18 protein-coding genes and 2 tRNA genes are annotated in these 18,063 nt (G+C 69.7%); 14 read left to right on the top strand and 6 right to left on the bottom strand.

Going from position 1 to position 18,063, the window contains the following annotated elements:
• The first annotated feature begins 235 nt into the window (after positions 1–235).
• The gene (gene leuA / locus AAIB33_RS05985) at positions 236–1,996 is read left to right on the top strand and encodes a 2-isopropylmalate synthase (RefSeq protein ID WP_345802639.1); all 1,761 of its coding nucleotides are present in this window, start codon (positions 236–238) and stop codon (positions 1,994–1,996) included.
• A gap of 7 nt (positions 1,997–2,003) precedes the next feature.
• Here leuA and AAIB33_RS05980 read toward each other — a convergent pair whose 3' ends face one another.
• Positions 2,004–2,708, bottom strand: coding sequence for a TRIC cation channel family protein (locus AAIB33_RS05980; RefSeq protein ID WP_345802638.1), 705 nt, complete (start codon positions 2,706–2,708; stop codon positions 2,004–2,006).
• 36 nt (positions 2,709–2,744) lie between these two features.
• Between AAIB33_RS05980 and recO the strand changes: the two genes are divergently transcribed.
• The 5 genes from recO to AAIB33_RS05955 all read left to right on the top strand — a co-directional run bounded on the left by recO (position 2,745) and on the right by AAIB33_RS05955 (position 7,187).
• A complete protein-coding gene (gene recO / locus AAIB33_RS05975) occupies positions 2,745–3,488 on the top strand; it encodes a DNA repair protein RecO (protein WP_345802637.1) in 744 nt (247 codons plus the stop codon).
• Positions 3,485–4,297, top strand: coding sequence for an isoprenyl transferase (locus tag AAIB33_RS05970; protein ID WP_345802636.1), 813 nt, complete (start codon positions 3,485–3,487; stop codon positions 4,295–4,297). The genes recO and AAIB33_RS05970 overlap by 4 nt, the downstream gene beginning before the upstream one ends.
• Positions 4,298–4,451: 154 nt before the next feature.
• Positions 4,452–5,846: a glutamate decarboxylase gene (locus AAIB33_RS05965; protein WP_345802635.1), complete on the top strand. Its 1,395-nt coding sequence runs from the start codon at positions 4,452–4,454 to the stop codon at positions 5,844–5,846.
• 1 nt (position 5,847) lies between these two features.
• Positions 5,848–6,477 (top strand): hypothetical protein, encoded by a 630-nt coding sequence (locus AAIB33_RS05960; RefSeq protein ID WP_345802634.1) that lies wholly within the window; start codon positions 5,848–5,850, stop codon positions 6,475–6,477.
• A 26-nt stretch (positions 6,478–6,503) separates the two neighbouring features.
• Positions 6,504–7,187 (top strand): DsbA family oxidoreductase, encoded by a 684-nt coding sequence (locus AAIB33_RS05955; protein ID WP_345802633.1) that lies wholly within the window; start codon positions 6,504–6,506, stop codon positions 7,185–7,187.
• Between the two features lie 20 nt (positions 7,188–7,207).
• Here AAIB33_RS05955 and AAIB33_RS05950 read toward each other — a convergent pair whose 3' ends face one another.
• Entirely contained in the window at positions 7,208–7,711 is a 504-nt protein-coding gene (locus tag AAIB33_RS05950; RefSeq protein WP_345802632.1) for a glutathione peroxidase, read from the bottom strand.
• 62 nt (positions 7,712–7,773) lie between these two features.
• On the opposite strand from AAIB33_RS05950, the gene dusB reads away from it, so the two are divergent.
• The 6 genes from dusB (at position 7,774) to AAIB33_RS05920 (ending at position 13,534) form a co-directional block, all read left to right on the top strand.
• Positions 7,774–8,940, top strand: coding sequence for a tRNA dihydrouridine synthase DusB (gene dusB, locus AAIB33_RS05945; protein WP_345802631.1), 1,167 nt, complete (start codon positions 7,774–7,776; stop codon positions 8,938–8,940).
• A complete protein-coding gene (locus AAIB33_RS05940) occupies positions 8,930–10,297 on the top strand; it encodes a deoxyguanosinetriphosphate triphosphohydrolase (protein ID WP_345802630.1) in 1,368 nt (455 codons plus the stop codon). The genes dusB and AAIB33_RS05940 overlap by 11 nt, the downstream gene beginning before the upstream one ends.
• Positions 10,297–12,153 carry a DNA primase gene (gene dnaG / locus AAIB33_RS05935; RefSeq protein WP_345802629.1) on the top strand — a complete coding sequence of 619 codons (1,857 nt, stop codon included), beginning with the start codon at positions 10,297–10,299 and terminating at the stop codon, positions 12,151–12,153. The genes AAIB33_RS05940 and dnaG overlap by 1 nt, the downstream gene beginning before the upstream one ends.
• Positions 12,154–12,281: 128 nt before the next feature.
• The gene (locus AAIB33_RS05930; RefSeq protein ID WP_345802628.1) at positions 12,282–13,067 is read left to right on the top strand and encodes an ATP-binding cassette domain-containing protein; all 786 of its coding nucleotides are present in this window, start codon (positions 12,282–12,284) and stop codon (positions 13,065–13,067) included.
• Positions 13,068–13,123: 56 nt separating this feature from the next.
• A tRNA-Asn gene (locus AAIB33_RS05925) sits at positions 13,124–13,196 on the top strand.
• A gap of 113 nt (positions 13,197–13,309) precedes the next feature.
• Positions 13,310–13,534, top strand: a complete 225-nt coding sequence (locus tag AAIB33_RS05920) for a hypothetical protein (RefSeq protein WP_345802627.1) — start codon at positions 13,310–13,312, stop codon at positions 13,532–13,534.
• Between the two features lie 22 nt (positions 13,535–13,556).
• On the opposite strand, the gene def is transcribed toward AAIB33_RS05920, so the two are convergent.
• Entirely contained in the window at positions 13,557–14,123 is a 567-nt protein-coding gene (gene def / locus AAIB33_RS05915; RefSeq protein WP_345802626.1) for a peptide deformylase, read from the bottom strand.
• 56 nt (positions 14,124–14,179) lie between these two features.
• On the opposite strand from def, the gene AAIB33_RS05910 reads away from it, so the two are divergent.
• Positions 14,180–15,169, top strand: a complete 990-nt coding sequence (locus tag AAIB33_RS05910) for a DMT family transporter (RefSeq protein WP_345803388.1) — start codon at positions 14,180–14,182, stop codon at positions 15,167–15,169.
• Positions 15,170–15,230: 61 nt separating this feature from the next.
• On the opposite strand, the gene AAIB33_RS05905 is transcribed toward AAIB33_RS05910, so the two are convergent.
• The 3 genes from AAIB33_RS05905 to AAIB33_RS05895 all read right to left on the bottom strand — a co-directional run bounded on the left by AAIB33_RS05905 (position 15,231) and on the right by AAIB33_RS05895 (position 17,337).
• Positions 15,231–15,518: a hypothetical protein gene (locus AAIB33_RS05905; protein ID WP_345802625.1), complete on the bottom strand. Its 288-nt coding sequence runs from the start codon at positions 15,516–15,518 to the stop codon at positions 15,231–15,233.
• Positions 15,519–15,530: 12 nt separating this feature from the next.
• Positions 15,531–17,165, bottom strand: coding sequence for a RecQ family ATP-dependent DNA helicase (locus AAIB33_RS05900; protein ID WP_345802624.1), 1,635 nt, complete (start codon positions 17,163–17,165; stop codon positions 15,531–15,533).
• Positions 17,166–17,263: 98 nt separating this feature from the next.
• A tRNA-Ile gene (locus tag AAIB33_RS05895) sits at positions 17,264–17,337 on the bottom strand.
• Between the two features lie 157 nt (positions 17,338–17,494).
• Between AAIB33_RS05895 and AAIB33_RS05890 the strand changes: the two genes are divergently transcribed.
• Positions 17,495–17,998, top strand: a complete 504-nt coding sequence (locus tag AAIB33_RS05890; RefSeq protein ID WP_345802623.1) for a DUF3145 domain-containing protein — start codon at positions 17,495–17,497, stop codon at positions 17,996–17,998.
• Positions 17,999–18,063: the final 65 nt, after the last annotated feature.

The raw sequence follows: 18,063 nt of genomic DNA, 5'->3' as shown, positions 1-18,063 counted from the left end.
CACACCCTAGCCGCCGCTTCGAGCCCTCCGCCAGAGCCCTCCCGCGCGCTGTGCCGCCGCGCGGCGGGCGGAGCGGTTTCGTCCCTCGCCGTCAGGGGGTGTACCCTGACTCCATGCGCTTCGGTGGGCTCCTTCTTCTTAGCCGCCGCGACGAGTCCTCGTTCTAGGGCCTTCCTCGTCGCGGAGCTTGCTGTTGGCCCGCATCACCTCAGACGAGAGAAGAAGCGACACCATCATGGAGAACACTCAGAAGCCCTCCGGGATGCCGATCCACAAGTATCGGCCGTTCCACGAGCAGATCGCCGTCGACCTGCCTGATCGCACGTGGCCGAGCAAGCGCATCACCACCGCGCCCCGCTGGTGCGCCGTCGATCTGCGTGACGGCAACCAGGCGCTCATCGACCCGATGAGCCCCGAGCGCAAGCGCATCATGTTCGACCTCCTGGTCAGCATGGGCTACAAGGAGATCGAGGTCGGCTTCCCGAGCGCGAGCCAGACCGACTTCGACTTCGTTCGTCAGCTGATCGAGGAAGACCTCATCCCCGACGACGTCACGATCCAGGTGCTGACGCAGGCCCGCGCCCACCTCATCGAGCGCACGTACGAGTCGATCGCCGGCGCGAAGCAGGCCATCGTCCACCTGTACAACTCCACCAGCATCCTGCAGCGCGATGTCGTGTTCCGCACCGACAAGCAGGGCATCATCGACATCGCGCTCGAGGGCGCTCGCCTGTGCCGCGAGTTCGAGAAGCGCATCCCCGAGACCAAGGTCTTCTACGAGTACTCGCCCGAGAGCTACACGGGCACCGAGCTCGAGTTCGCCCTCGACATCTGCAACCAGGTCATCGAGATCTTCGGGCCGACCCCCGAGCGCAAGGTCATCATCAACCTGCCCGCGACGGTCGAGATGGCGACGCCGAACGTCTACGCCGACTCGATCGAGTGGATGAGCCGCCGCCTGGCGCACCGCGAGAACATCATCCTGTCGCTGCACCCGCACAACGACCGCGGCACCGCGATCGCCGCCGCCGAGCTGGGCTACATGGCCGGCGCCGACCGCATCGAGGGATGCCTGTTCGGCAATGGGGAGCGCACCGGCAACGTCGACATCGTCGCTCTGGGCATCAACCTGCTGACGCAGGGCATCGACCCGCAGATCGACTTCAGCGACATCGACCAGGTCAAGCGCACGGCCGAGTACTGCAACCAGCTGCCCGTGCACGAGCGCAGCCCGTGGGCCGGAGACCTCGTCTTCACCGCGTTCAGCGGGTCGCACCAGGACGCCATCAAGAAGGGCTTCGAGGCCATGGAGGCCCACGCCGTCTCGGAGGGCGTCACGGTCGACGAGATCGAGTGGGCGGTCCCGTACCTGCCCATCGACCCGAAGGACCTGGGCCGCTCGTACGAGGCGGTCATCCGCGTCAACTCGCAGTCCGGCAAGGGCGGTGTCGCATACCTGCTCAAGACCGACCACGCGCTGGATCTGCCGCGCAAGCTGCAGATCGAGTTCTCGGGCGTCGTGCAGGCGAAGACGGATGCCGAGGGCGGCGAGGTCACGAGTGAGCAGATCTGGTCGATCTTCAACGACGAGTACCTGCCGACCGACGTCGCCGACGAGCGCTGGGGACGCTTCGAGCTCTTGAGCACCCGCACGCAGAGCGACATGTCGGGCGAGATCTCGCTCGAGGTCACGCTGCGCGACGGCGACGAGCGGGTCGAGGCATCCGGTCACGGAAACGGCCCTGTCGCGGCGTTCATCGAGATCGTCCGCGCCCACGGCTTCGACGTCACGGTGTATGACTACGTCGAGCACGCGCTGAGCGCCGGCGGCGACGCGCAGGCGGCTGCCTACGTCGAGCTGCAGGTCGAGGGCGAGCGCCTGTGGGGCGTCGGCATCGACGGCGACATCTCGACGGCGTCGCTCAAGGCGATCGTCTCGGGCGTGAACCGCGCCATCCGCACGCGCGACCGCTCGCGCGAGCTCGCCGGGGTCTGACCCCTCCTCAGGACTCGCTGCCGTCGCCGGGGCGGACGATCGGGATCGCCGACGTCTCCACCGCGACCTTCCGGCGATAGAGCATGCGCTGCTCGGGAAGCGACACGTCGAAGATCACGGCCAGAAGCCGGATGACGGCGGTCACGACGAGACCCGCAGCGGCCGCCGCCACGAGCGGCGCCCCGAGCGCATGCGCACCCGCCACCACGACGCAGCCCGCCCCGGCGGCGACGGCGTACAGCGAGCCCACGTGCATGATCGCGGTGGGCAGTCCCATGAGCATGTCGCGCAGGATGCCGCCCCCGACGGCCGAGCAGACCCCGACGAAGACGGCGGGCACGGGCGGCAGTCCGAGCGTGAGCGCCTTGGACGTGCCGAAGGCGCCGAAGAGTCCGATGACGATCGCGTCGAGGCCGACGATGACGGCGTTCATCCGGCGGAAGAGGTTCGCGAGCAGCATCCCGGCGAGAGCGGCGGCGGTCGCGGTGAGGAGGTACCAGTTGTTCTGCAGCGTCGCCGGCAGCACGTTCAGCAGCAGGTCGCGGATGAGTCCGCCTCCCATGCCCATGACGATGCCGATGATGGCGACGCCCAGCAGGTCCAGCCGGCGCTGACCCTGGAACCCGGAGGCGAAAAGCGCCCCCTGCACGCCGCCGAGGCCGACGGCGGTGAGATCTGCCCAGAGCGGGATCACGAAGAGCGGCTCGTTCACACGTCCATTGTGGTGGCGGCCCGGGATAATCGTTGAGTGCCCACCTACCGCGACGAGGTCGTGGTCCTGCGCACCCACAAGCTGGGGGAGGCCGACAGGATCGTGACGCTGCTGAGCCTCCGGCACGGCAAGCTCCGCGCGGTCGCCAAGGGCGTGCGTCGCACGTCGTCCCGGTTCGGGTCGCGGCTCGAGCCGTTCATGGTCGCCGACGTGCAGCTCTACCAGGGCCGCTCGCTCGACATCGTGCAGCAGGCCGAGTCCATCGGCTCCTACGGCGCCGACATCGCCGTGCACTACGACCGCTACACGTCCGCGAGCGCGATGGTGGAGGCCGCCGACCGGCTCAACGAGGCCGAGGCGACCCCGCAGCAGTACCTGCTCCTCGTCGGCGGGCTCCGGGCTCTCGCCCGCGGCGACCACGCGGCGCGCAGCATCCTGGATTCCTATCTCCTGCGCGCCATGGCGCTGTCGGGGTGGGCGCCGTCGCTCGACGAGTGCGCGCGGTGCGGCAAGCCCGGTCCGCACGACACGTTCGTCGCGCAGCTCGGCGGCATCGTGTGCCACGAGTGCGCCCCGACGGGCGCCGCCCGCGTGGGCGCCGAGACCGTGTCACTCCTGCAGTCGCTGATGGCGGGGGAGTGGGATGCCGTCGACGCCGCGTCGCACGGCGCCACGGCGGCCGCGTCGGGGCTCATCGCCGCGTACGCGCAGTGGCATCTCGAGCGCGGCATCCGGTCGCTCTCGCACGTCGAATCCTCGCCCTGGGAGGCCGCTCGGTGACGCCGAAGCCCTACACGCACCGTGACGCGGTGCCGTATCGCCCCATCGACTGGACCGGACTGTATCCGCCCGCCTTCCCGAAGGGCTCCGTGCCCGCCCACGTGGCGATCGTGATGGACGGCAACGGCCGGTGGGCCAATCGCAAGGGTCTCACGCGCATCGAGGGCCACAAGGCGGGAGAGGCTGCGCTGCTCGACGTCGTCGCCGGGGCGATCCAGGCGGGTGTGAAGCACCTGTCGGTGTACGCCTTCTCGACCGAGAACTGGTCGCGCTCACCCGACGAGGTGCGCTTCCTGATGGGCTTCAACCGCGATGTGCTGCACCGCCGCCGCGATCAGCTCAACGAGTGGGGCGTGCGTGTGCGCTGGGCGGGCCGCAAGCCGCGTCTGTGGGGCTCGGTCATCAAGGAGCTGCAGTACGCCGAGCAGCTGACTGCGCGGAACGACACCCTGACCCTCACGATGTGCGTCAACTACGGCGGCCGCGTCGAGCTCGTGGATGCCGTGCGGTCGATCGCCGACGACGTCGCGGCGGGGCGCCTGCGCCCGAGCGCCGTGTCGGAGAAGCTCATCCAACGGCGCCTGTACATCCCCGACATGCCGGACGTCGACCTGTTCGTGCGCTCGAGCGGCGAGCAGCGCACGTCGAACTTCCTGCTGTGGGAGTCGGCGTATGCCGAGTTCGTCTTCCTCGACACGCTCTGGCCCGACTTCAGCCGCGTCGACCTGTGGCGCGCGATCGGTCTGTACCTCGACCGCGATCGCCGCTTCGGCGGCGCGGTCGATCAGCCGGAGCCGCCTGCGCTGTAGGTGGGTAGCGGCGTCGAGGGTTCACCCCGGTCGGGCGAGGTTCACCTGCCCGACGATTGACGGCGGGTCGGCCCGCCCGATAGACCGGAGGGAGTACCGTCGCCGACGTTCCCTCGTCATGGGCCCGCCGACGACCCGACGAGGGGGCTCATCGATGCTGCATCACCGCGACAACGTCCGTGACGAGATTCTCGACGAGGTCTTCGCCTCGACGGATCTCTCCGTCTCCATGCCGAAATATCGCATCCCGGAGAAGGAGCACCTCGCGCGGCACGCGTATCAAGTGGTGTCCGACGAGCTGCTCCTCGACGGCAATTCGCGCCAGAACCTCGCGACGTTCTGCCAGACCTGGCTCGAACCCGAGGTCCGCGCGCTCATGGCCGAGACCCTGGACAAGAACATGGTCGACAAGGACGAGTACCCCCAGACCGCGGAGATCGAGGCGCGGTGCGTGCACATCCTCGCCGACCTCTGGAATTCGCCGGACGCGCAGAACACGCTCGGCACCTCGACGACGGGGTCGAGCGAGGCTGCGATGCTCGGGGGCATGGCCCTGCTGTGGAACTGGCGCAAGCGTCAGCGCGCCGCGGGAAGGCCGACCGACAAGCCGAACCTCATCACCGGCCCCGTCCAGGTCTGCTGGCACAAGTTCGCGCGCTACTGGGATGTCGAGCTCCGGGAGATCCCGATGGAGGGCGACCGCTTCCTGATGACTCCAGAGGTCGTCCTCGACCGGGTCGACGAGAACACGATCGGCGTCGTGCCGACTCTGGGGGTCACGTTCACCGGCGGCTTCGAACCGGTGCAGGCTGTGAGCGAGGCGCTCGACCGTTTGCAAGCCGAGAAGGGTCTCGACATCCCTATCCACGTCGACGGAGCGAGCGGCGGATTCCTCGCTCCCTTCACGGCGCCGGACATCGTGTGGGATTTCCGCCTGCCGCGCGTCAAGTCGATCAACACGTCGGGACACAAGTTCGGCCTGGCCCCGTTGGGAGTCGGCTGGATCGTGTGGCGGGATGCCGCAGACCTCCCCGAGGAGCTCATCTTCAACGTCAATTACCTCGGCGGAAACATGCCGACGTTCGCGCTCAACTTCTCGCGTCCCGGCGGCCAGATCGTCGTGCAGTACTACAACTTCCTGCGGCTCGGTCGTGAGGGATACCGCAAGGTGCACCAGTCCTGCTACGACACGGCGATGTACCTGGCCACAGAGATCGAGAAGCTCGGCCACTTCGACATCATCAATTCGGGGCGCCCCGACGAGGGCATCCCCGCCGTGTCCTGGAAGCTGAAAGAGGGCGTCGACCACCCGTTCACCCTCTTCGATCTCGCCGACCGGCTGCGCACTCGCGGGTGGCAGGTCCCCGCGTACACGATGCCGCCGGACCGGGAGGATCTGCCGATCCAGCGCATCCTCGTGCGCGTCGGCTTCAGCCGCGACGAGGCCGCACTGCTCATGGACGACTACCGTGATGCGATCGCGCACTTCGACAAGCACCCCATCACGGTTTCCATGACGGAGGAGGAAGCGGGAGCCTTCCATCACTGACATGGCGACGACCGCCGTCTCGCGCAAGAAGCGCCTGCGGCGCGAGGCGTGGGGCTTCATGGTGGGCTCCACGTTCTTCGCCGTCGGCGCCGTGCCGTGGTACGCGGCGGCGGTCGGACCCGTGTGGGGATCCCTGACCTTCTTCGTCGGCTCGATCTTCTTCACGATGGCGGGGCTCATCCAGCTCCTGCTGAGCGGTCGACGTCCACCGCTGCGCGGAGCGTCGACGGCCGACGCGTACGACTGGTGGGCGGCGGCGATCCAATTCGCGGGCACCCTGCTCTTCAATGTGAGCACCTTCGCCGTCGTGCTCGCGTCGTACCGTCAACTCGACGACCCGGCGGCAGGCTGGACGCCGGATGCCTGGGGCTCCGCCGCCTTCCTCATCTCGAGCGCGCTCGCGCTGGTTGCCGCCGGCCGTCGCCACGAGCTGTGGGACCCCGATGCCCGCACCTGGCGCGGGACGTGGCTCAACATGGTCGGCTCGATCGCCTTCGGCATCTCCGCCATCGGCGCCTACGTCGTGCCCGCGACGGGCTCCTTCATCAACGTGCAGTGGATCAATCTCGGCACGTTCCTCGGAGCAGTCTGCTTCTTCGTCGCCGCGGCGCTCTCGCGCCGGGGAATATGACGCCCACGGCATGGGTTGCACCCGGAGTGACGGAACCGATCAAGATCGACGTATGGAGCGACATCGCCTGCCCCTGGTGCTACATCGGCAAGCGCAATCTCGAGAAGGGTCTTGCCGAGGCATCCGGCGATGACGACGCTCCCGAGGTCGAGGTGACGTTCCACTCCTTCGAGCTCTCGCCCGATACGCCGGTCGACTTCGACGGCGGCGAGACCGACTACCTCTCCAGCCACAAGGGCATCTCGCGCGAGCAGGCGCAGCAGATGCTCGACCGCGTGACCGGCGTCGCCGCCGACGCCGGCCTGGAGTACCGGTTCGACGTGCTGAAGCACACCAACACGGTCAAGGCGCACGAGCTGCTGCACTTCGCGAAGTCGGAGGGCCGTCAGCTCGAACTCGCCGAGCGGCTCATGTCCGCGTACTTCACCGAGGGCCGGCACCTCGGCCGCGAGGACGAGCTCGTCTCGCTCGCGACAGACGTCGGTCTCGACGGCGACGCCGCCCGCGATGCGCTCACGAGCGGCCGCTTCCTCGCCGCCGTGCGCGCCGACCAGGCGCAGGCCTCCGCGTACGGGATCAACGGCGTGCCGTTCTTCGTCATCGACGGCAAGTACGGCGTGTCGGGCGCTCAGCCCGCCGAGGCGTTCGCGCAGATCGCGCGCCAGGTGTGGGCCGAGCACCGCGAGGCGGACGAGGTCGAGGTCGCCTGACCCGGCCGCCTCGGCCGAGGTCAGCGCGGCAGGTTCGCCTCGATGATCTCGACGACCGCGGGGTCGTCGGGCTTCACGTTCGGGCGGAACCGGTGCAGCTCGCCGTTCGGCGTCAGCACGAACTTCTCGAAGTTCCACAGCACCGGGCCGCGCTTGCCCTCGGCATCCCGCGTCTTCTTCAGCGCCTTGAACAGGGGAGACGCCTTGCCGCCGTTGACCTTGACCTTGTCGAACACGGGGAAGGTGACGCCCCACGTGACGGAGCAGTACTCGAGGATCTCCTCCATGGAGCCCGGTTCCTGGCCGGCGAACTGATTGCACGGGAAGCCGAGCACGGTGAAGCCGCGATCGGCGTACGCGCGCTGCAGCGCCTCGAGCTGCTCGTACTGCGGCGTCAGGCCGCACTTCGAGGCGACATTGACGACGAGCAGCACCTGGCCGTCGTACTCGGCGAGGGTCTTCGTCTCGCCTTCTGCTGTCTGGAACGGGATATCGCGGAGCGAGACGTCGACGGCCTGGGTCATGTCCACCAGGCTATGCCGTCCTCCACAGGCGAGGGCTCGGTTTCGTCTGGGAGAATGGAGGGATGACGACTGCCCTAGCCCCGACGCGCGCGCTGCGCATCGGGCCCATCGAACTCGACGCGCCCGTCGTGCTCGCGCCGATGGCGGGCATCACCAACACCGCGTTCCGCCGCCTCTGCCGCGAATACGGCGCGGGCCTCTACGTGAGCGAGATGATCACGTCGCGCGCGCTCGTCGAGCGCAACGCCACGACGATGCGTCTCATCACGCACCACGAGTCCGAGACGCCGCGCTCCATCCAGCTCTACGGCGTCGACCCCACGACGGTCGCCGAGGCGGTGCGGATCCTCGTCGCCGAGGACCGGGCGGATCACATCGACCTGAATTTCGGATGCCCGGTGCCGAAGGTCACCCGCAAGGGCGGGGGAGCGGCTCTGCCCTGGAAGCGCCGGCTCTTCCAGGAGATCGTCACGGGCGCCGTCCGCGCCGCGGGCGACGTCCCGCTGACGATCAAGATGCGCAAAGGCATCGACTCCGATCACCTGACCTACCTCGAAGCCGGACGCATCGGCGAGGACGCGGGGGTCGCCTCCATCGCCCTGCACGCGCGCACGGCGGCCGAGTTCTATTCGGGCACCGCCGACTGGTCGGCGATCGCGAAGCTCAAAGAGACCGTCACGACTGTGCCGGTGCTCGGCAACGGCGACATCTGGTCGGCTGACGACGCCGTGCGGATGATGGCCGAGACGGGCTGCGACGGAGTCGTCGTCGGACGTGGATGCCTCGGCCGCCCGTGGCTCTTCGGCGACCTCGCGCGCGCTCTCGGCCGCACCGGTGCCGTGGCCGGCGCTCCGGTGGACGCGACGCTCGGCTTCGTCGCCACCGCGTTCCGTCGGCACGCGGAGCTCCTCGTCGAGTTCTTCGAGGACGAGGACCGTGGATGCCGCGACATCCGCAAGCACGTCGCCTGGTACTTCAAGGGCTACCCGGTCGGTGGGGACACGCGTGCGCGCCTCGCGACCGTCTCGAGCCTCACCGAGATCGATGAGCTGCTGGCCACCCTCGACCTGGACGCGCCCTACCCCGGCGCCGCCGCGGAAGGACAGCGGGGCCGCGCGGGAACGCCCAAGCGCCCGGCCCTGCCCGACGGCTGGCTCGATTCGCAGGAGCTCGGTGCCGAGGCATCCTGCGCCCTCGCCGAAGCGGAACTCGACCACAGTGGCGGCTGACGGGGCCGTCGGCGTCTCGTCCGGCCGCCCGGCCGGTTACCTCGAGCAGGACGCCGAGAGATTCCACAACGAGCAGCACCGCTCGCAGCGCGACGCCTTCGCGCGCGACCGCGCCCGCGTCCTGCACTCCGCCGCGCTGCGGCGTCTCGCCGCGAAGACCCAGGTGCTGAGCCCCGCGAGTCCCGCCGACTTCGCCCGCAACCGCCTGACGCACTCGCTCGAGGTCGCGCAGGTCGGTCGCGAGCTCGCCACCGAGCTGCGCCTGTCGCCCGACGTCGTCGACACGGCGTGCCTCAGCCACGACCTGGGGCATCCGCCGTTCGGGCACAACGGGGAGCGGGCGCTCAACGACTGGGCAGCCGACATCGGCGGGTTCGAGGGCAACGCCCAGACCCTGCGCATCCTGACCCGGCTCGAGCCGAAGGTCGTCGACGACGACGGCTCGTCGTTCGGCCTGAACCTCACGCGTGCGAGCCTCGACGCGTCGTGCAAGTACCCGTGGACGGCCGCGCACCCCGTTCCCGACCCGGGCGGGCGCCTCAAGTTCGGCGTCTACCCCGAGGATGAGGGCGTGTTCCGGTGGCTGCGCGAGGGGGCTCCCGGTCGCGTGCGGTGCATCGAGGCCGAGGTCATGGACCTCTCCGACGACATCGCCTACTCGGTGCACGACTTCGAGGACGCCGTCGTCAACGGCTACATCGACCCCGCGCGCCTCGCCGACGTGCGCGAGCGCGAGGCCCTCCTCTCGGCGATCCAGAGCTGGGTCGGCTACGACTTCGCGCGCGACGAGCTCGACGACGCGCTGTATCGACTCATGCGCATGCCGGAATGGATCACGTCGTTCGACGGCACGCGGGCCGCGCTCGCACGGCTGAAGAACCTGACGTCCGACCTCATCGGCCGCTTCGCCCGCGCCGCGACGGCGGCGACGCGGGAGCACTACGACGCTCCCGTGCTGACCCGCTACCGTGGCCACGTGGTCGTGCCCCGCGTCATCGAAGCCGAGATGGCGGTGCTGAAGGGCACGATCGGCGCGTTCATCGTCTCGGTCGAGGGCCGGAAGGGCCTCTACAAGGAGCAGCGGCGGATCCTCAAGCGACTCGCGACGGCCCTGTGGGAGCAGCCCGAGCACCTCGACCGCATCCACGCGGAGGACTTCGCGCGTGCCGAGACGGATGCCGCACGCCGTCGCGTCATCGTCGACCAGGTTGCGAGCCTCACCGACCGCTTCGCGATCTCGTGGCATTCGCAGCTGGTCGGGTCGGTCGACCTCGAGAGCATCGGCATCTGGGTGCCCGGCACCCGGATCATCGCCTCCGACGCCTGGGCGCTGCCCGAACCGCTCGAGGGTCTCTGATGCCGGGCCGCATCCTCCAGGCCGACGTCGACGAGGTGAAGGCCCGGACCAACATCGCCGACATCATCGGGGAGCGCGTCGCACTCAAGTCCGCCGGCGTCGGCGCGCTCAAGGGACTCTGCCCGTTCCACGACGAGCGGAGCCCGAGCTTCAACGTCCGCCCTCAGGCCGGCTTCTACCACTGCTTCGGCTGCGGAGAGTCCGGCGACGTGTACTCGTTCCTGCGCAACCTCGACCACCTGTCGTTCACCGAGGCGGTCGAGCGCCTCGCGGGGCGCATCGGCTACACGCTGCACTACGAGGACGGCGGCGCGGCGCCCGAGACGACGGGGCGCACGCGCCTGTACGCGGCCAATGCGGCGGCGGCGGAGTTCTTCCGCGCCCAGCTCGCGAGCCCCGAGGCCGACATCGCCCGGCGCTTCCTGGGGGAGCGGGGCTTCGATGCGGGAGCCGCCGCCCACTTCGGCGTCGGCTACGCCCCCAAGGGCTGGTCGGGAATGCTGGATGCCCTCACGAAGCAGGGGTATTCGCGCGACGACCTGGTGGCCGCCGGACTCGTCTCGCAGGGGCAGCGTGGGGTGTACGACCGCTTCCGTGGGCGCGTCGTCTGGCCGATCCGCGACGTCACGGGTCAGGTGCTGGGCTTCGGCGCGCGCCGCCTCTTCGAGGACGACAACGGACCCAAGTACCTGAACACCCCCGAGACGACCGTCTACAAGAAGGCCCAGGTGCTCTACGGGCTCGACCTCGCCAAGCGGGAGATCGCCCGCGGCCATCGCGTCGTCGTGGTCGAGGGCTACACCGACGTCATGGCGTGCCACCTCGCGGGCGTCACGACGGCGATCGCGACGTGCGGCACGGCCTTCGGCTCCGACCACATCACAGTGCTCCGCCGGGTCATGGGCGACGACTCGGCCGCGGGCGAGGTCGTCTTCACCTTCGACCCCGACGCCGCCGGCCAGAAGGCGGCGCTCCGCGCCTTCGCCGACGCCAAGCGCTTCAACGCGCAGACGTACGTCGCGGTCGGCCCCGAGGGCCTCGACCCGTGCGACCTGCGTCTCAAGCGCGGCGACGGCGCTGTGCGGGCCCTCATGGACACGAAGTCGCCGATGGTGGAGTTCGTGCTCGATCAGCGGATCTCCGGGTTCGACCTCGCGAGCGTCGAGGGGCGCGTGGGCGCGCTCCGGGCCGCGGCGCCGGTCGTGGCGGAGCTCCGCGACCCCCTGCTGCAACCCGAGTACGTCCGCGTGCTCGCCCGCCGGCTCGGCATGGACACCGAGGACGTGCGGCGGGAGGTCGAACGCGCGGGCCGTTCCGGCGGCGAGCAGCGCGGCCCTCGCGCCCCGGTCGCTCCGCAGGAGGATCCGGATGCCGCGCCCGTCGTCCGTGTGACGCTCGCGTCGCTGCCGCGCACGGCGGACGTCGCGCTCGAGCGCGATGCGATCATGGGGCTCCTGCAGTTCGGTCACCGCATCGACCCGGCGCTGCGCGAACAGGCGTTCGCCATCGCCTTCCGGCATCCCGCCCTGGACGCCGTCCGATCGGCGGTCGCCCCGAACGCGAACGTCGACCGCCTCGGCTGGGCCGCCGACGCGGTCGGCGCCGTGCCCGAGCCCTTCCGGTCGCTGGCCGCGGAGCTGCTCACGTCGGACTTCCCGGCGCTCACCGACGACGAGGCGGCAGCGTCCGCATCCTCCCTCTGCCGGCGCCTCATCGTGCGCGACATCGAGCGCGAGAAGGCCGAGCTGCTCGGCGCGATCCAGCGCGTCCCGGCCGCGTCGGAGGAGGGCCGAACGATCCGCCTGCGCCTGCGCGAGCTCGACGTCGCGCGTCAGCAGATCACCGCCGAGGCATAGCCACCCCGGACCCTGGCCCTCCACCCGAGTGCCGAGAGCGTGGGCGGCACCCGAGGTCTCGGCAGGCAGATGGAGGCTCACGGGTCAAGCGGCTGGCGGGCCACCGCGGCGCACGGCAGGATGAGTCCATGCCCCGCCGACGAGATCCCGACGTCGCCATCCGCGCCAGCGATCTGTCGATCGCACGCGCGTCTCGCGGGGCCGGCGATGTCCGCGTCGTCGACGGTGTCTCGTTCGTGCTCCCGCACGCGTCGACCCTCGCGATCATGGGTCCGACGGGAGCGGGCAAGTCGAGCCTCGCGACCGTCCTCGCGGGCATCGATGCGCCGGGCCTCGCCATCATCGGCGGGGAGGCGTGGGTCGAGGGCATCCCGGTGCGGCGACCCGGTCGCTCGCTTCGCGAGCTCACCTACTTCACGGGCCATCTCGCGCAGTCTGCCGGCGCGAACCTCCCCGCGCGGATGACGGTGGGCGAGGTGATCTCCGAGCCGATCACGAGCCGGGACCGCCGCGTCAACCAGCGTGCGCTCGCGGTGCGCGTCGCGACGCTGCTCGACGAGCTCATGCTCCCGCTCGGCGCCGCCGCGAAGTATCCCTACGAACTGAGCGCCGGCATGCGGCAGCGCGTGGCCTTCGCCCGCACCCTCATGCTGGAACCCCGCCTCTTCATCGCCGACGAGCCCTTCGCCAACATGGACGTCGAGGTGCGCCGGGCGGCTCGCGAGGCCATCCTCCGCCGCAGGGAGCACGGCATGGCGACACTCATCGTGACGAACGAGAAGGATGTCGTGCGCGACCTCGACGCCGACGTGCTCGTGCTACGGGCGGGCCACACCGTCGCGTACGGGCGAGGCACGCACGATCTGCTCTGGACGCCGAGTGCGGCAGCGGACCACCGCCTCGTGGCGTCGTGAGCACCCCCGAGGCTTTGATAGGATGGTGTAGTTGCCCGCACGAGAGTGCAGGGTGATCCTCCATAGCTCAATTGGCAGAGCAATCGGCTGTTAACCGATAGGTTCTTGGTTCGAGTCCAAGTGGGGGAGCGGATCGGCCCGGGGCTCCACCCCCGGGCCTTTCTTGTTCCCGCTGTCTCCCGCGCAGGTCACGGGCCTCAGCATGACGTTCAGCGTCGCGCAGATTCTGCATGGTCTCCGCGATGAGGTTCACCCCCATCGGCCTCGTCGTCATCTCCACCGTGCTCGGCAACAAGGGCGCCTACCTCACGCCGGCGCTCATGTTCGCCCTGATCGACACAGTCGTCCCGTTCCTCGCGGGCGCCGAGATCGGCCGGCGCTTCCTCCGAGCGGGTGTGAAGAGGACCCCGCCTCCCGAGTCGCACCCGAGCGGACCGGCTCCCGAGATGACCGGCTCCGGCGCGTGACGAGCTCCCCGCGAGCGGTCGGTCAGGCCTCGATGTCGTCGACGCCCGGCGTCCACGACTGACCGGGACGTCCCCAGCCGCGCTTGCGCGCGATCTTCTGCGTCGTCTTCCAGTCGCTGTCGTCGAGACGGTCGATGTACAGGATGCCGTCGAGGTGGTCGAACTCGTGCTGCATGATGCGGGCGCGCCAGCCGTCCACCTCGATGCGCACGGGCGCACCGTCGAGGTCGGTGCCCGTCACGAGCACGCGCTCCGACCGACGAAGCGGGAACCGCTCGCCAGGGAAGGAGAGGCATCCCTCCGACTCCTCATCGGGGTCGGGGTCACCCGGCACGAGCGGGTGCATCCACAGCTCGGGGTTGATGATGACGCCGCGCCAGGGCTGACCCTCGTCGTCCTGATAGGTGTACGTGTAGATCCGCAGGCCGACGCCCACCTGAGGCGCGGCGAGACCGACGCCGGGCGCCGCATCCATCGTCTCGAACATGTCGGCGACGAGCGTGCGCACCTCCTCCGTGATCTCCTCGACAGGCGCCGCGGGGGCGTGCAGGACGGGGTCACCCATGATGCGAATCGGCAGTACGGCCACGCCTCGAGCCTATCGAGGCCTCGTGCGGTTAGTGTCGGAGGGTGGTCTGGGCGGAAATGACGGTCGATGACGTCACCAACGAACTCATCGGCTTCTTCCGCGACCCGGCCATCCTCATCGGGATCCCGCTCGCCCTCATCGGCGCGGTCTTCATGTCGTTCGGGGCGCAGTACCAGCACCGCGGCGTGACGAAGGTCGAGCGCCTGAGCGGCTCGTCGGGTGCCGCAGGGCTCACGGGACGCCAGCTGCTCAACCTCCTCAAACGACCGTCGTGGGTGGCCGGCACGCTCATGCTCGGCCTCGCGATCGTGTGCCAGCTCAGCGCGCTCGCCTTCGCTCCGCTCATCATCGTGCAGCCGATCGGCGCGATCTCGCTCGTCATCACGACCCTGCTGAACGCCCGCGTGACCGGCATCCGGCCCACGCGGCGCTCCATCATGGCGATCATCGCGTGCGTCGGCGGCATCTTCATCTTCGTCACCATCGCGGCGTTCTACGCGACGGAAACCCCCATCACGCAGCTGCAGACGATCATCATCCTCGAGCTGCTCGCGGTCGTCATCGTCGCGCTCGCAGGCTTGTGGCTCTGGCTGCGCAAGCGCGGTCAGGCGCTGTTCTACATCGTCGCCTCCGGCATGATCTACGGCTTCGTCGCGACGCTCGCGAAGGTCGTCATCGAACGGGTCAAGGCGAACGACTTCGACTGGCTGACGATCCTCTGCATCCTCGCGCTGCTGGCCGCCGTCACGGTCGGCGCGTACTTCGTGCAGACGGCCTACGCCGTGGGCCCGCCAGACCTCGTCATCGCGGGTCTCACGGTGATCGACCCCATCGTGGCCGTGCTCATCGGCCTCACCGTGCTGCAGGAGGCCGCGAAGGCGCCGCCGTGGGCGTTCGTCGGCTTCGCCGTGGCGGGCGCCATCGCGGTGGCGGGCGTCATCACCCTTGCGCGCTATCACCCGCAGGTGCTGTCCGACAGCGGCGGATTGCCCATCCAGCGCGGCAGCACGCCGCCCGAGACGCCCGAGCCCCCCGCAACGTCCTAAGACGAAGGGATGCCGCGCCTCAGCCGCGCGGCGCACGGACCTCGACGAGGGCTGCGGGGCGTCAGCCGTCGCGGCGCACCTCGATGACGATGCGGCCGTCCTCCATGCGTCCCTTGTCGCCCGGCGCGGGCGCGGGAGCGGGCAGCTCGACCTGAGCCTCCCAGTCGGCGTGCGCCTCCTCGGCGGAGGGCCGCCACACAGCGTCGAGCCCGGAACCCAGTCCGCCCGAAGGTGCTCGACCATCCGCCTGGCGCCGCCGATGGTCCCGCGTCAGGGCGGGTGCCGCCGCGATCATCGCGACGGTCGCGCCGGCCAGCACGGCGGCGAAGACCCAGCCGGAGGCATCCATGATGAGAGGAGTTTAGACCCGGCTCAGGAGGGAGTTCTCCTCGACGGCCTCCAGTGCGAGCACCTTGTAGCCCTGGTCGTCGAAGAACACCGTGATGCGGTCGCTCTCGGCCTCGACGACACTTCCGCGGCCCCATTCGACGTGCTCGACCACGACTCCCGGCGGGAACGGCGCCGACGCCATGTCGAGCGCCTCGTCGGCCCCGTCGTCGCTCGCGGCCCCGGCTCGGCACGTGTCGCAGTGCCCGCAGGGCTCGGGCAGCTCTTCACCGAAGTAGCCGAGCAGCAGGCGCCTGCGGCAGTCGCGCGTCTCGGCGTAGCGTCGCATGACCTCGAGCCGTGACTGCTCGATGCGCTCGCGTCGCTCGGAGGCGTCATCGGCCGCGGCTGCCGCCTCCTGTGCCGAGAACCCGCCGCGCGCGGCAGCGCCGCGTCGGGTGAGCGAGACGGCACCGCCCTCGGCGAGCAGATTGAGCAGTCCGGTCGCGGAGCGCGGGGAGATGTCGAGGGTCTCGGCCAGATCGCGGGATCGCACGGGGGAGGGGGATGCGGCGACAGCGCGGTACGCGGCCGCTGCCCGCTCGGGATCCACGCCCCGGGCGACGAAGTACTTCCGCAGTCCGAGGTCCTCCTGGCGGTAGAACAGGACGGCGGATGCCGGCTCCCCGTCGCGGCCCGCGCGGCCGAGCTCCTGGTAGTAGGCGTCGAGCGACTCCGGCACCGACGCGTGCACGACGAACCGCACCTTCGGCTTGTCGATGCCCATGCCGAATGCATTCGTCGCGACGACGACGTCGACGCGGTCCTCGAGGAAGGCGTCGTGCGTGTCGGCCCGCTCCCGCGCGGAGAGCCCGGCGTGGTATGCCAGGGCGCGCACGCCTCGACTCCGCAGGGTCTCGGCGTACTCCTCCGTCTCGCGCCGGGTCGCGGTGTACAGCAGACCGGGTTTCGGGAGGGCGACCACCTCGTCGAGCACGGCATCCCGCTTCTCATCCGCCGAGGTCTCGCGATGCACGGTGAGATCGATGTTCGGACGATCCACGCCCCTCACGACGAGGAGCGGATCGGTCATGCGCAGGCGCGACGCGATCTCGGCGCGGACGGGCTCAGCGGCCGTCGCTGTCAGGGCCACCGTCACGGGAGAGCCGAGAGAAGCGCGCACTTCGCCGAGCCGCAGGTAATCGGGGCGGAAGTCGTGCCCCCAGCTCGCGACGCAGTGCGCCTCGTCCACCGCGAGGAGTCCGACCCCGATCGCACGCAGACGCTCGACGACCTCGTCCTTCGCGAGCTGCTCTGGGGCGACGAACACGAACTCGGCCTCGCCGCTCGCCAGGGCTTCCCACGTCTCCGCGATGGCGCGATCGCCGATCGTCGAGTTGATCGCTGCGCCGCGCGGCGCGTCCGGCGTGTCGGCCAGCTGCGCCAGCTGGTCGCGCTGCAGCGCGATGAGCGGCGAGACGACGACCGTGATCCCCTCGCTCATCGCACCGGCCAGCTGGTACACGGCGGACTTGCCGCCGCCTGTCGGCAGCACCGTGATCACGTCGCGCCCCGAGAGCAGCGCCGAGACGGCCTCCTCCTGACCGTCGCGCAGGCGCTCCCAGCCGAACAGCTCGCGCGCCGTCCGCGCGATCGATCGCTCCGTCATCCGTCTCCCTCCGACGCCGGAACATCCTCTCAAGCGAGGGCGTCCGGAGATCGGGGATTGACAGGTGCCTGTGGAAAGCAGGGCGGGTGGAGACTGAGTAGGGCGGGTGGGACTTGAACCCACGATCGTCGGGTTATGAGCCCGCTGCCTTGACCAGCTTGGCCACCGCCCCGTGCACCCGAAGGCGCCCCACGAGCCTACCGCGGACTGTAATCACACTGTTGTGATTCCGCGGGGTCCTGAGCGATAATGGCCCCAAGCACAACTGAAGAGCCGCGGCATCCGTCGCCAGGTCGTTGGGGAAGACGTACCTGAAGAACGGAGAGACCATGGCGACACCACAAGCGCGTGGAGTGATCTACATCCACTCCGCGCCGCGCGCGTTGTGCCCCCACCTCGAGTGGGCGGTCGGTCGTGCCCTCGGGCGCGGCGTCAACTTCGACTGGGCGGATCAGCCGATCCTCACGGGGAGCAGGCGCGCCGAGTTCTACTGGGAGGGTCCCGCCGGCACCGGTGCCGCCCTCGCCACCGCCATCCGCGGGTGGGAGCACCTGCGCTTCGAAGTGAGCGAGGATCCGACACCGCGCAGCGACGGCGGTCGCTGGATGCACACGCCCGGGCTCGGCATCCACTATGCCCAGACCGACACTGCGGGAAACGTCGTTATCGGCGAAGACCGTCTCAGGTACGCCCTGGAGGTCGCCGCCGGCGACGCCTTCGAGCTGCAGCGCGAGCTCGAGGTCGCGCTGGGATCGGCCTGGGACGAAGAGCTGGAGCCCTTCCGGCACGCCAGCGACGATGCTCCCGTCGTGTGGCTGCACAAAGTGGGGTAGCCGCACGAATCGGACACAGGCGAGCGAGGCGCTATTACCGGTGATCGGAGGCCGACCATCCCGGA

The sequence above is a fragment of the Microbacterium sp. AZCO genome (assembly GCF_039614715.1).
Classification (GTDB): Bacteria; Actinomycetota; Actinomycetes; order Actinomycetales; family Microbacteriaceae; genus Microbacterium.
This window is presented reverse-complemented; position numbering and strand designations above follow the sequence as displayed.

Excerpts from the sequence above, each read along its gene's own strand:
- dusB (WP_345802631.1), top strand. The coding sequence starts at position 7,774 with ATGACGACTGCCCTAGCCCCGACGCGCGCGCTGCGCATCGGGCCCATC.
- dnaG (WP_345802629.1), top strand. The coding sequence starts at position 10,297 with ATGCCGGGCCGCATCCTCCAGGCCGACGTCGACGAGGTGAAGGCCCGG.
- AAIB33_RS05960 (WP_345802634.1), top strand. The coding sequence starts at position 5,848 with ATGGCGACGACCGCCGTCTCGCGCAAGAAGCGCCTGCGGCGCGAGGCG.
- AAIB33_RS05965 (WP_345802635.1), top strand. The coding sequence starts at position 4,452 with ATGCTGCATCACCGCGACAACGTCCGTGACGAGATTCTCGACGAGGTC.
- leuA (WP_345802639.1), top strand. The coding sequence starts at position 236 with ATGGAGAACACTCAGAAGCCCTCCGGGATGCCGATCCACAAGTATCGG.
- AAIB33_RS05905 (WP_345802625.1), bottom strand. The coding sequence starts at position 15,518 with ATGGATGCCTCCGGCTGGGTCTTCGCCGCCGTGCTGGCCGGCGCGACC.
- AAIB33_RS05900 (WP_345802624.1), bottom strand. The coding sequence starts at position 17,165 with ATGACGGAGCGATCGATCGCGCGGACGGCGCGCGAGCTGTTCGGCTGG.
- AAIB33_RS05930 (WP_345802628.1), top strand. The coding sequence starts at position 12,282 with ATGCCCCGCCGACGAGATCCCGACGTCGCCATCCGCGCCAGCGATCTG.
- AAIB33_RS05950 (WP_345802632.1), bottom strand. The coding sequence starts at position 7,711 with ATGACCCAGGCCGTCGACGTCTCGCTCCGCGATATCCCGTTCCAGACA.
- AAIB33_RS05890 (WP_345802623.1), top strand. The coding sequence starts at position 17,495 with ATGGCGACACCACAAGCGCGTGGAGTGATCTACATCCACTCCGCGCCG.
- AAIB33_RS05920 (WP_345802627.1), top strand. The coding sequence starts at position 13,310 with ATGAGGTTCACCCCCATCGGCCTCGTCGTCATCTCCACCGTGCTCGGC.
- AAIB33_RS05910 (WP_345803388.1), top strand. The coding sequence starts at position 14,180 with ATGACGGTCGATGACGTCACCAACGAACTCATCGGCTTCTTCCGCGAC.